Origin of the sequence: Parabacteroides sp. TM07-1AC (assembly GCF_003480915.1) — a bacterium.
Taxonomy (GTDB): domain Bacteria; phylum Bacteroidota; class Bacteroidia; order Bacteroidales; family Tannerellaceae; genus Parabacteroides; species Parabacteroides chongii.
Genome location: NZ_QUKD01000002.1, coordinates 52,596 through 66,492 on the forward strand (window position 1 = coordinate 52,596; position 13,897 = coordinate 66,492).

General features: G+C 40.5%; 7 protein-coding genes. 1 reads left to right on the plus strand and 6 read right to left on the minus strand.

Going from position 1 to position 13,897, the window contains the following annotated elements; genetic code table 11:
* Positions 1-45: 45 nt before the first annotated feature.
* Positions 46-2,091 carry a M13 family metallopeptidase gene (locus tag DXD68_RS05000; RefSeq protein WP_122360579.1) on the minus strand — a complete coding sequence of 682 codons (2,046 nt, stop codon included), beginning with the start codon at positions 2,089-2,091 and terminating at the stop codon, positions 46-48.
* Between the two features lie 167 nt (positions 2,092-2,258).
* Between DXD68_RS05000 and DXD68_RS05005 the strand changes: the two genes are divergently transcribed.
* Positions 2,259-4,586, plus strand: a complete 2,328-nt coding sequence (locus DXD68_RS05005) for a beta-galactosidase (RefSeq protein ID WP_122360580.1) — start codon at positions 2,259-2,261, stop codon at positions 4,584-4,586.
* 197 nt (positions 4,587-4,783) lie between these two features.
* Here DXD68_RS05005 and DXD68_RS05010 read toward each other — a convergent pair whose 3' ends face one another.
* From DXD68_RS05010 to DXD68_RS05030, 5 genes are all read right to left on the minus strand, one after another.
* Positions 4,784-5,794, minus strand: a complete 1,011-nt coding sequence (locus tag DXD68_RS05010; RefSeq protein WP_122360581.1) for an AI-2E family transporter — start codon at positions 5,792-5,794, stop codon at positions 4,784-4,786.
* A gap of 118 nt (positions 5,795-5,912) precedes the next feature.
* Positions 5,913-7,547, minus strand: a complete 1,635-nt coding sequence (locus DXD68_RS05015) for a sialidase family protein (protein ID WP_122360582.1) — start codon at positions 7,545-7,547, stop codon at positions 5,913-5,915.
* Positions 7,537-8,649, minus strand: a complete 1,113-nt coding sequence (locus DXD68_RS05020) for a sialidase family protein (protein WP_122360583.1) — start codon at positions 8,647-8,649, stop codon at positions 7,537-7,539. Before DXD68_RS05020 ends, DXD68_RS05015 begins: the two co-directional genes overlap by 11 nt.
* A gap of 12 nt (positions 8,650-8,661) precedes the next feature.
* Positions 8,662-10,077, minus strand: coding sequence for an FAD-dependent oxidoreductase (locus DXD68_RS05025; protein WP_122360584.1), 1,416 nt, complete (start codon positions 10,075-10,077; stop codon positions 8,662-8,664).
* 13 nt (positions 10,078-10,090) lie between these two features.
* Positions 10,091-13,855 carry a sodium:solute symporter family transporter gene (locus DXD68_RS05030; RefSeq protein ID WP_122360585.1) on the minus strand — a complete coding sequence of 1,255 codons (3,765 nt, stop codon included), beginning with the start codon at positions 13,853-13,855 and terminating at the stop codon, positions 10,091-10,093.
* Positions 13,856-13,897: the final 42 nt, after the last annotated feature.

The following is a 13,897-nucleotide window of genomic DNA, read 5'->3' on the forward strand; positions in this document are numbered from 1 at the left end:
CTATCCCGCTTTATACATTATATATATACTATCTGTATTCCAGCATTACCAAATCACTACGCGTTCAGCCGGCATCATATACATCGGATCACCTTCTTTAATATCGAAAGCCGAATAGAATGTATCGATATTACGCAAAGCAGCATTCACACGCCATTTACCCAAAGAGTGCGGGTCTATCTTCGTCAGACGCAGGATTTCTTCCGGACGGATATTCTGTCCCCACAGGGTTGCATATCCCAGGTAGAAACGCTGTTCATTCGTAAACCCGTCGATCGGAGCCGGAGTTTCCTTTCCTTTCAATGAGTTCAGATAAGCCAGATGAGATACCAACAAACCACCCTGGTCGGCAATGTTTTCACCTAAGGTATAGCGGCCATTGGCATGAACGCTGTCGATGACAATGATATTATCATATTGCTGTACCAAACGGTCGGCACGTTCTGTAAAACGAACGGCATCTTCGGCAGTCCACCAGTCAGTCAGGTTACCGTCCTTATCATAGTTACGTCCCTGGTCATCGAATCCGTGAGTCATTTCATGACCGATCACGACACCGATAGCACCATAATTGACAGCATCGTCAGCATCCGGATTAAAGAAAGGAGGTTGAAGGATCGCTGCCGGGAAACAGATTTCGTTTGTAGTCGGGTTGTAATAGGCATTCACTGTCTGCGGTGTCATTCCCCAACGGGCTTTGTCAACCGGCTTGCCTGCCTGTTGCAACATATAGTCCATCTCGAAGATATTCGAACGGCAAACATTTGCCCAGTAAGAGTCGTCTTTGATTTCCAGAGCCGTATAATCACGCCATTTATCCGGATAACCGATCTTTACGATAAAGGCAGACAATTTTTCCTGTGCTTTAGCCTTTGTCTCATCACTCATCCATTCAAGGCCGGCAATACGTTCGGACAATGCTTTCTGCAAGTTACCGACCAACTCCAACATCTTTTCTTTAGACGAAGCCGGGAAATATTTGGCAACATACATCTGACCGACAGCTTCACCCAAAGCACCGTTGACTGTAGACAGGGAGCGTTTCCAACGAGGTTGCTGTTCCTGCTTTCCTGACATTGTCTTTCCGTAAAAATCAAATTCAGCAGCTACAAAATCATCACTCAGATAAGGGGCTGCCGCATTCAGAAGGTTAAATGCCAGATAATATTTTTGTTCGTCGATAGATACGTTTTTCAGGAATTCACCCAATGCTTCATAGAACGGAAGCTGTTTGGCATCCAGATATTCTATTTCCATCAGACCCATGCTCTCAAAATAGACATCCCAGTCCAAAGGATTATTCTTCGCCTTGAATTCATCCAGTTTGATCTTATTATAGTTTTTCTGCGTATCGCGTAAATCCTCACGGCTGAAAGAGATTTCAGCAATACCGGTTTCGATCTTCATCACTGCATTTACAGCAGCATCGGCTTGCTCCGGAGATGCTCCGGTCAATGTAAACAGTTGTCCGATAAATTGTTTGTAAGCATCACGCACTTTTAGCGTCGCATCATCGTCCAGCAGGTAATAATCGCGGTCACCCATACCTAAACCAGCCTGATACAATTGAACGATATTCATCGAGCTGTTCTTCTCATCCGCATCGACAAACAAAGCGAAGAATGGAGCCATTCCTTCTTTGTGCAAAACGGCGACCATTTTAGCAACATCAGCTTTTGTACCCAGACGCTGGATAGCATCCAGTTGTTCTTTTACAGGAGACAGGCCATCCTTATTCAGCTTGACGCTATCCATACCCATTTCATACAACATTCCGATTTTCTGGGCTACACTTCCTGCTTCCTGCGAAGTAGTTCCCAGCTCATTGATAAGCGTACGTAATTGCTCCTGGTTGTTTTCACGCAACTGATCGAATGTTCCGAAACGTGAATATTCCGGTTTCAGAGGATTACTCTTGATCCATCCCCCGCAAGCATATTCATAAAAATCAGTGCCGGGAGCGACTGTTGTGTCTAAATTTGCCAGATTGATGGCGTCCACTTTTGCAGTTTCCTTCACAGGTGATTTACTGCACCCCGCCATTGCCATCATGCCGACGGCTACCAACGGAATTACTATTAACTTCTTCATTTTTGTTCAACGTTTACTTGAATTATGCCGCAAAGGTACATAAATTCAGAAGAATAGAACCGATTTTAGTCCAATATGAACTATTATTATACCGATAATATTCACAAATTTATCTACTTTTACCATCCGAAAGTATTTATAAACTTAATTTTATCAAGAATCACCTTATGAAGAACATGACAATTCTGATGACCTTACTCCTTTTTCTGTTAGCCGGTTGCAACAGCAGCTCCGGAGAAAAAGGAAAATTCGAGATTGGAGACAAGACTTTTCTCCTGAACGACAAGCCTTTCACCATCAAGGCTGCCGAGATTCACTACACCCGTATACCAGTCGAATACTGGGAACACCGAATTCAGATGTGTAAGGCTTTAGGCATGAACACGATTTGTATCTATGCCTTTTGGAACATCCATGAACAGAAACCCGGAGAGTTCGATTTTACCGGACAAAATGATATCGCGGCATTCTGCCGTCTGGCTCAAAAACACGGTATGTATATCATGCTACGTCCCGGTCCGTATGTTTGCTCGGAATGGGAAATGGGCGGTCTCCCCTGGTGGTTGCTGAAGAAAGAAGACATACAACTGCGTACCAACGATCCGTATTTCATTGAACGCGTGCGTTTATACATGAATGAAATAGGGAAACAGCTGGCTGACATGCAAATCAGCCGCGGTGGTAATATCATCATGGTGCAGGTTGAAAATGAATATGGTGCATATGCTACCGACAAAGCCTATATTGCCAAAAACCGGGATATTCTGCGTGAAGCCGGATTTACCGATGTTCCGCTTTTCCAATGCGACTGGAGTTCCAACTTCCAGAACAATGCACTCGACGACCTGGTATGGACCGTCAATTTCGGAACCGGAGCCAATATAGAAGAACAATTCAAAAAACTGAAAGAAGTACGTCCGAACACTCCGCTCATGTGTAGTGAATTTTGGAGCGGATGGTTCGACCATTGGGGAAGGAAACACGAAACACGTGACGCGGAAACAATGATTGCCGGATTGAAAGATATGCTGGACCGGAATATCTCTTTCTCTCTATATATGACTCATGGAGGTACCACTTTCGGACATTGGGGAGGTGCAAACAGTCCTGCCTATTCAGCGATGTGCAGCTCGTATGATTATGATGCACCGATCAGCGAAGCCGGATGGACAACTCCGAAATACTACAAATTGCGTGAGCTTCTGGCCAAATATATGGAACCGGGTGAAGTTCAATCGGAAGTACCGGAAGCATTTCCTGTCATTGAAATCCCTGAGTTTGAAATGAAAGAGACAGCTTTGTTATTCGACAACCTGCCGGAACCCAAAAAGACTCACGACATCAAGCCTATGGAAGAGTTCGACCAAGGTTGGGGTTCAATCCTGTATCGCACGACCTTACCGGCAGTCAAAGCCGGAACAACCCTGTTAATAGACGAGGTGCACGACTGGGCACAGGTTTTCATTAACGGTAAACTGGTCGGTCGCCTGGATCGGCGCCGCGGAGAAAACACGATCAAACTGCCAGCCTCTGCAGCCGGAGCTCAGTTGGATATCCTTATCGAAGCGATGGGACGCGTCAACTTTGACAAGGCAATCCATGACCGGAAAGGTATTACGAATAAAGTAGCGCTGATCACCGAGAACTCTGCAGAGGAACTGAAAGACTGGACGGTTTACAACTTGCCTGTAGACTATTCATTCGTTAAAGATAAAAAATATGCACCCGGAACAAAAGTAGACGGACCGGCTTATTACCGGGCAACTTTCAATCTGGAAACTCCCGGCGATGTATTCCTGGATATGCAGACATGGGGAAAAGGTATGGTATGGGTGAACGGAAAGGCAATGGGACGTTTTTGGGAAATCGGTCCTCAACAGACGTTGTTCATGCCGGGCTGCTGGCTCAAAAAAGGAGAAAATGAAATTATTGTTCTCGACCTGAAAGGACCGGAAAAGGCATCTGTCAAAGGTTTAAAGACCCCTATCCTCGATATGTTGCGACCGGAAGCTCCGCTGACAAACCGGAAGGAAGGACAAAACCTGAACCTGAAAAATGAAAAACCGGTCGGACAAGGTTCCTTAAAGCCTGGTAACGGTTGGCAGGAAGTAAAATTCGATACACCTGTACAGGCTCGTCATTTCTGTCTGGAAGCACTCAATGCACAGGATGGTAAAGACATTGCTGCTCTTGCTGAATTCTATCTGCTGGACGAAAACGGCAAACCTCTCTCCCGTCAACATTGGAAAATAGTTTATGCAGACAGTGAAGAAACTTATGGTGGTAATTTCACAGCCGATAAAATATTCGACCTGCAGGAATCTACTTACTGGAGTACGGCGAGAAAGGCGAAATATCCTCACCAGGTAGTCATAGACCTGCGTGAAAATGTAACTATCTCCGGATTCCGTTATCTGCCGCGTGCCGAAGAAGGTTATCCCGGCATGATCAAAGACTATAAAGCGTATGCTAAAATGACACCGTTCAGTTATTAGTATCAAAGAGGCTGTATCAAAATAGCAATTACTGAACGCAGACAACGCAGAATACGCAGAGTTCCGCAGACTATGTTTATTAAAATCAATATTGTCTGCGCTGCTCTGCGCCTTGTCTGCGTATTCTGCGTTCTTTAATACAGACTTTCGATGCATCGCCTTTAATGCAATTCATTCTGTACGCAAACTGTCAACTATTATCTGTCCTTATCCAGATACTCTTTCTTAAACATGCTAAAGCAAAGTATAAAGACAGAGATCAGTAACGGTCCGAATATTATCCCCATAAAACCAAACAGGGACAAGCCGATAATTACTCCAAAGATAGTGATCAATGGATGGGTATCCGCCATTTTCTTCTGCAGAACGAAACGTATCAAATTATCCACATTGGTAATAACGATCAATGCATAAGCCATCAGAGCCAGCCCATTCACCCAATCACCGGTCAGCGCCATATACACCACCAGCGGCAACCAAACCAAAGCAGTTCCAACAACCGGGATAATCGTAGCAAAACAGGTTAGAAAACCGAACAGGAACGGACTCGGGGCATTAAATATCCAATATCCTACCATCGCAATAGCTCCTTGAATAATTGCCAGTAAAGGAATACCGATAGCATTGGAAGTTACGATCATGTTGATCTCTTTCAACACTTCACGTTTGTTCTCCTTACTGAAAGGGAGGATCTCATAGAGATATGTTTCCATCTTACTTCCTCCAATCAACATAAAATAAAGAATAAGGACAAGAACTGCCACATTTACGGCAAAACCGCTGATCCCTCCCATCAAAGCCTGACCTACCTTAGGCAATACAGATACAATGGAGGCTATATTATCTTTTTCAAGTACATCAAACCCGGTCTTCTCACGGATCAGGTCGGCAATATGCTCAAAGGAACTCACCAGTTCGGATGGGTTCAGGTTTATATTCTGCAATTTATTAACGAACAGCCAGACTGCCAGCGACAACGGAATAAGAAAACAAAGAATGGTTTCCAGCAATAACAGGATAGCGACCAGACTTCGGTTCAGCCGCTTCTTTTCTGTCAGGTATTGTAATTGCTTCCGCAATAAGATATAAATGGTAAAAGCTCCCAGTATCCCTCCCAAGAACGGGATAAATTCAATAAAAAGTATTATCCCCATTACCAGAATAATAATTATCAGGGAATATTTCCAGTACGATTCTTTCAAGCTCATATTTGTTTATGATATAAATTTCAACTTCCTATTTTGTAGTATGTCTTACGACCATTTTCTTATAAAACAAAATAAAGGGAAAGTTGTTAAGATTATATCAAATAAATTAACATGAAATTTATCTAGGTAAAAGTTCTTTCAATTGAATCTGTTGGAAAACCATTTGCGCCTGACTACTTTCATAAAGGATTCCGATAACAGAATCGTTAACGGAAGTAATACAGGAATATCCAAAACTATTATATTCATCCAATACTATTTTATGTTCTTCAGGCCATGTGTTACCATCATCAAAACTGACTTTAACCGACATATGATTACGGTCTGTCTTTGAATCAGGATTAGAAAAGAGTAAAAGACTCTTTTCCATTCCGTTCTCTTTATAAGCATGCCTATGAATGCAACCCATACAAACTGGTTCTATCAATGCATTACGGGATGTCGGATGTTCCATCCAACTCTCTCCCAAATCAGAGGTTACGCAAATACGGCGTCCATTTTCTTTCTCTATACGATTACGATTGTCACGCATATTTAACATAACACGACCATCCGATAGTTGCACAGCCATGCATTCTGTTACATCACTGAAAGCCGGATTACTTGCTCTCCAAGTTTTACCACCGTCTTTACTCCAAGTTATATTAGAAAAAGGTAGTCCATTCAAATCACGTCCTTGAGTCGGAAAAACCAAAGTTCCATCTTTTAAAGTAATTCCATGTCCGGGAGCCGGAGCATAAAGCCACCAATCTTTTTGCTTAGTTTGTGCTGTTATATTAACGGGGGCACTCCACGTCAAGCCGTCATCCATACTTTTAGTGATCAGAAACTGGCAAGTTTCTTTCACTCCCAATCCAGGTTGAGAACCTTTTTCTCTCCATTGGTGAATCCAACGGGTACTGTCTTGTGTCAATCCTTGTACCCACTTACCTGTATTCCCGTCCAAAACACCATGCATCCAAAGACCTGCCACATAGATATCTCCAGTCTTTTCATCCACTAGAATATCAGCATCACTAACTCCGTTATATTTTTCCGGTAATCCACCCCATTCTTTCATATCCAAAACAGTTTGCAAGGGTTCCCATGTTTGACCACCATCTAAACTTCGATTCAGACAAATATCTATATTTCCCTGTAAATCTCTGGAGTTATCCCTACGAGCATCATAAATAGCCAATAAAGTACCTTTCTTCGATGTGGTTAATCCCGGAATACGATAGGTGTCCACACCATCTTGTTTATGTTGACGGACAGCTACTCCTACCCGTAAACCGGAGGATGGAGGTAATAACGGTACTTTAACTTTTCCATCTGTTGTCTGTATACTTTTACATACTACATTTATACGATGAGAAAGTCCTGCATTTCTTTTTAATTTAACAGATACCCCCAATGTTGTAGTATCCCGGCTCAATAAAAAATTATCCTGAAATAGAATCTCATTGGCTGGACGCTGTGGGCTTCCCAATAACATTGTATCCCGTATTCTATATTGTTTATCCAAACCATACAAAGAAACAGACTCTATGTCATCCAAGTTCGATGTACCCTCCAGCGATAAAACAATTTTCTCCACATTACAATCATAAGACATATCTTTTATTAATCTTATCATTAATACCGGATTTGTTTCTTTCATGATCAGGACAGGGATAACAGGCTGCTTTATAGTAACCTCAATATGCTCCGAATACGGATTACATGCTCCCAATATTATTAACAAAACAAATAATAAATATCTACTTTGCATACCCCAATATTTTATCTGTTTCTTCCAATTTGAACCGGACTGATACCACCGAATGCTTTTTATTCCCTTCTTCATATTTAATATAAGTCGTTGCAACAAAAGTTCCATCCGGTAAAACTTCCAATCCCGGATAACCACAGTCTGAACCCGCATAACTATGCAATAACTTTACTTTATATTGTCCTCCCGACTGCTTTTTCAAATCATTATAATTCCCTACCCAAATAACAAAATGCCCTCTTGTCGGACTGAATGGAGCCATATCTCTAAAAGCCACAACCATACGTCCATCGGGGGCATACTTCACAACATGTCTGTCTCCTGTTAGTCCCCACGGCGCTTCTTTAACCTCAGACCACGTCTCACCCTCATCTAAAGAAAAAATCAACAAAGAATGCCCGTCACGTTTGTTATCTCTAATCAAACACGCTAGTTCTTTTCTGTCCGGAGAATCAAAAACACATGGTTCACACGGAATATTATCCATAGTATTAGGTATAATTAATTTAGTTTTACCCCAAGATAAACCTCCATCTTCTGAAATTGCTTGCCATACTTCATTTTGAGGAGGCCCGGTTATTCCTTCAGGACGACAATTATACATTGCCAGGTAATTTCCATTCTTTAAACGAACCATACTGGTAAAAGCCATCACACACGGTATTCCCAAACTTTTTACAGATGTCCATGTCTCACCATAATCTTCACTACAAACCTGGGCCATCAGCGGCTCAGAAGCATAAATCATCAGTCTTTGTTTGCCTGTATGATCTGCCATTAAATAAAGACTTGGACAATTTTTCATTGTACTCCAATCTTTTGGTGTTACAATCTGTGTCCAACTTTTTCCTCCATCTGAACTCTTAGCCATCGGACCACATACACCACCATGTCCAAAAGTCCAGACGCAATATATAGTTTTTTCATCCGGCATTAATACTGTTGTCGGATGTCCCTGATAAATATCCTCCGCTCCGGAAGCAATTATAACCTGACGTTCTTTTTGCCCCGAAATATCAATCGTCGGAACAACCTGTTGAGCTGATATACTATTCCAAAATAATAATAAAATCACAAAAATTATACTTACAATATTTTTCATATATATATTCTCCTATATTTGATCGATCCTTGGATATACGGGAGGTAGCATTTCCTCTTCTATGATAGCTCCCCATCGCACTAATTCAGACCGTAATTGTTGTATATTTACATTGGAAAAAGAAATATTAGATGAAACAACCTGGCAAGCCGCTATCCCGGCAGCCTCTCCCATAGCCATACAGGGAGCCATTACCCTAACCGGTCCCAACACTTGCCCTTCTACACTGACTGCACGTCCCGGACAAATTAAATTATCAAGACCTTTGGGTACCATGATTCTATATGGTAAAGGAGTAGTCAATCCTTTCTCTATTTTAGGTTTAAATCCACTTTTTTTATCATCAGCAAATGGTTGTATACTCGGTTTATCCGGATCAGGCAAATCCCATCCATACATACTGAATCCTATACAATCGTTAAATTTCTTGTTTTTACGCAGATCATCAACAGTCATTATATAATCACCTATGATTCTTCGTGTCTCACGAATTCCCAATTGAGTCGCTACAGACTTAATTTTAGCATGTTTAAAACCCGGAAAATATTTCCGGAAAATAGCCATCAAAGAAAACATTTCTTTGCGTCCCTGCCTCATGCCATCAGAAATCGATTTACCATCAGTACCATCAATACCGATCAGACGACAAGTATTGATATAAAACTCTCCTTTTTCCGGCAATTGTGTACAAATAAAAATATCATATGGAAAATTCCATTCGCCATTCTGCTTCAACTGTGATATCAAATCTCTGAATTTCGGATCCCTGCTCCCTTCTATTGCAGACATCAACTCTTCCGTATCCACATTATATACATGGAATATTAATGATGACGGTGCCATTTTCCCATCTTCCGGCCGTCCTTTAACTGTCTCACAATTACTTTTATAAGCAATTTCAGCATTACCTGTTGCATCGATGACAACTTTTGTCTGTACAGCAAATAATCCACTACGGTTATGCAAGACAACCTGAGTTATACGGTTATTTTCAACAACTGTATCTACAAAATTCGTATGTAAAAGAACATCGATACCAGCCTGTTCCATTTTCTCATCAAAAAAATAATCAATAGAAAAAGGATCCAATGGTATACCATGAATGAACCAATTAAACCATCCGTAAGGATGATATTTATGAAGAGGATCCAAAAAAGGTATCACCGCAAACCCTCTTTCTGCCGCTTCTTCAGCCAATGCCCGAAATAGCCCTCCAACAACCCATTCTCCTTCCTGAGTTCTTCCGCCTAACCAGTGAGATACATGACCGGAAACAGCCATCCCCCCCAATTGTCCCATTCCTTCAATCAGCAGTACTCTTATTCCTGATCTTCTCGCAGAAAGAGCTGCCGTACATCCGGCAGGTCCACCGCCGCACACAACGACATCATAACTATCTGTAATTTCTATCTCTTTATTAAAAATCATAATTCCTTTGTTTTTAATTTTTCTTATTAAATTCGACACTATAGATTGTCAGCCCTTCAATTGATTTACGGGATTTAAACATAAAACTTGCTAAATATCCGATCACAATACAACTAACAATACCTATTCCACTATAAAGGAAGAAGTTTAATGCTGTAAAAGTTTTAATAGCCAACAAAAGTATTGCACTTGCCAAAGTTCCGATAACAGCACCTCCACCGTTCGCCTTGGTCGAGAATATTCCCAGAATAAAAACTCCAGTCATTGCACCTGTAAATAATCCGGCAAATTCCAATATGATATCCCAAACGGAATTTATATCAAAAAATGTCATTATCAATGCAATCAATGTCCCCATTATACCTATTCCCGCTGTTATCCAACGAGCTGTGTAAACATTCTGTTTTTCAGTCATACAAGTTAAACACCCTTGCATAAAGTCCCTCATAATAACAGTAGTAGAACTATGAATAGAGCTATCTACACTGGACATGGATGCCGCAAATATTCCGGCAATCACAATACCACTGATTCCTACTGGTAGATTCTGTCCAATGAAAAATGGAACTATTTCATCATTGGTAATGGAAGGATTCAATAAATCAGGATGAACCTTATAAAATACATACAGTGCTGTACCTAATCCAAATACACATAAAGCCCATGGGATAGAAACAAGAGCATCTGTCCATAAAGCCTTTGCTGTTTCCTTTTCATTTCGGGTTGTCAAATATCGCTGCACAACAGATTGGTCTGTTGCCATACTTCCCAGCCTATTAAATATATTACCTATGACAATTACCCAAAAAACAGCCGCAGTTAAATCCATATCCATACGTCCAAAACTGAACTTACCGTCAGATGCTGCTATTCTAATAATTTCACCAACACCACCTTCTATATTAAGCACAACACAACCGATACATAAAAAAATAGCACCAAACAAAACTAAGGCCTGAATAACATCAATCCAGATAACAGCATGCATTCCACCCATTACCGTATATAGAGTTGACAAACCTCCAATAATAACAATACATACTATTGTATTCATACCAGTAACAGCAGACAGGGCCAAAGCCGGTAAAAATATAACTGCCCCTAAACGCCCTAACAATTGGAACAACAAATACAATGCTGCGATGAACTTTCGGATGAAAACATTAAATCGCTTTTCCAAATACTCATATGCACTGGTCACATTCAATCTACGGTAAAAAGGTACGAAAGCATAAATAACCAAAGGAACAACAATAAACCAGGTCAATACCCCAGCAAAGTAGCTCCAATTGGTGACAAATGATTTTGCTGGTATAGACATGAATCCAATTGCACTAACCTGAGCAGCCATCATACTCAAACCCGCAGCCCAAAATGGGATTTTCTGTCCGCCCAAAAAGAAATCTTTGGAAGACTTATTCTTGGAAGAGAAATAGTACCCCAGCCAAACTATCAATATTAAATACGTTATTAAAGAAACATAATCTGCAAACGTAAAGATAGCTTTTTCTCTATCCTGCACCAAAACAGAGATAATACTTGAAGTCCGTACACTAGGTCGTAATTCTCCAGCCGGTAAATAAATTTTATCTTGCCAAAAAACGGGGGTAGTATTTACTATTCCGTAAGGTAAATTTCCTGCAACATACCACTGTTTGGTTATAGTATTAAAAGACAAGATATCAGAGATAAACTGATAGTGGTCCTTTAGGTCATTCACTTTATCAGTATCATGCCCATCTGATCCACTGAAAACAAAGAAACTTGATGTTTTATAGCTTATTGCAGGAGCTCCAAAAACAGGGCGAGGGATTTCAGGCATTTTTTCCCAACGTAAAGAGGATGGTTTACTTGGATTATAACAATACATATCCGTTAGATATGTAGATATATTTTGTCCGCCCAGTAAATAAAGACAGTTATTCTCCCCATTCGACTGTTCTACTAAAATAGCTCCGTATCGTTCAGCCCACGGAACAGGATCCAATGTCTCCCAGCATTTTCCATGTTCACATTTAATATCCAATCGCCAAAAATTTTTCATAGGAGTTTCAGAACAACCACCCGTAACATAAACATAGCCATTCATCATTGCCCCGGCAGGAAATGCGCATGCTTCAGGCAAAGAAGGCAATTTATTAATTACTATATCTTTACCAACAACATCCCATTGTAACAACCAAACATCAGAAAAAAATTGTTTATCCGTCTTTCCTCCTATACAAAGTAAACCATTTTCAGTCTGTACCGATACTCCATGAGCAACAGAATGAGGTAATTTACCAACTCCCGTCCACACATATTTATTCTTCTCTTTTACGCATACGTAAATTGAGTCCGTATATATCTTTTTACCTCCTTCCCATACAGGTTTATCAAAAAAGGAGCCTCCGGCTACTATCAAAACATCATTATGCACTCCCGAAAATGCACCACCCAATCCTGATACTAACGGAATATCAGGTATATCCCCTGTATTACAAATGACTTTTGGAGACTGTTGGATAATCGTACTCATATTTACTCTTGCACAATACATAGGTTTCTGTTTCCCAGTTTCATACAATATCAGAATTGTATTATCCGGCAAAACAGCCAAATCGCTATATGAAACAGATCCCTGATCAATAGATTTACCCGTACTCCATGACTTACCATTATCTGAACTATATTTCAGTACTAAGTTTTTTCGTCCCTCTGTCGATTCATTTTTACAATATAAAAGATAAGAAGTCTCTTTAATCTTTAACTCTATTAATCCCGCGTCACACTGGTTAGATAAAGGAAAGTTCTTATCGATGCTTATATCGGTCCATTTTTTCCCGCCATCATGACTGATCGCCGTTGCCCGATAGTTATTTTTTTCTTCACTCGTATAACGGCTATTCATATAAACATCACCATTATCCAGTTCGACCATTCGAGCTTCTCCCATACGTACATTTTCACCAAAAGAAGAACCATATTGCCAGGTTTCACCATGGTCATCACTATACAAAGTTGACATTCCATACCTTCTTTCTTCTATGGGGATAGACTGGAATACACCTGCTTCATCTACTTTTCCTAAAGCAGTCCTACTCCAAACTTGTAATAACAAACGACCTGATGACAACTGAATGCCATGTCCCGGTCCCGGCATGTGAAATGCACGACCTCTATAATCGCAAGGGAATCCATTCATATCCAAAACTGGGTTTCCATTTTCATCCAGGTTCGATTTACCCAGCTCGTTTACATTTAAAAGATCCGTTATTTCTTTACGAACAGACCATGTACAACCGTCGTCATCGCTATATTTATAAAATACTTTCGTATATCTCTGTAAGTTTTTACCATTAATACTCCCCTCATTAAGAGCATAAAAGAAGAAAATACGGTTAGTAACTTTATCTACAATCGGAGCAACATTTGTCCAAACTTCTTTTTTTAAAACATTATCAACAGATGCTATTTCATCTTTGTGCTCAGCCCAATAAGAGCCATCACTTTTTTCTATATAAATAGTATTAGACCATGTTTTCCCTCCATCCTCACTTCTTTTCAGAACTAAGTGATTAGGAGTTTCATCTCTATAATCAACACGTGCTTCAGCAAAAGCAAGCACTGTCCCCTTTCCTGTCACAACAATCCCAGGAATTCTATACCCTTCAACATTCCCCTCTCCTGATTCCCAAACTACTGTTTTAGAGAATTCAGGCGGTTGAGATGAAGAACAAGACAATAAAGACCATGTAAAAAATAGCCATAAGATCTTTATTAAAACTATTGGTTTCATATCAGTATTTTAATGTTAGAATATTTACAGGAACCTGTTTTT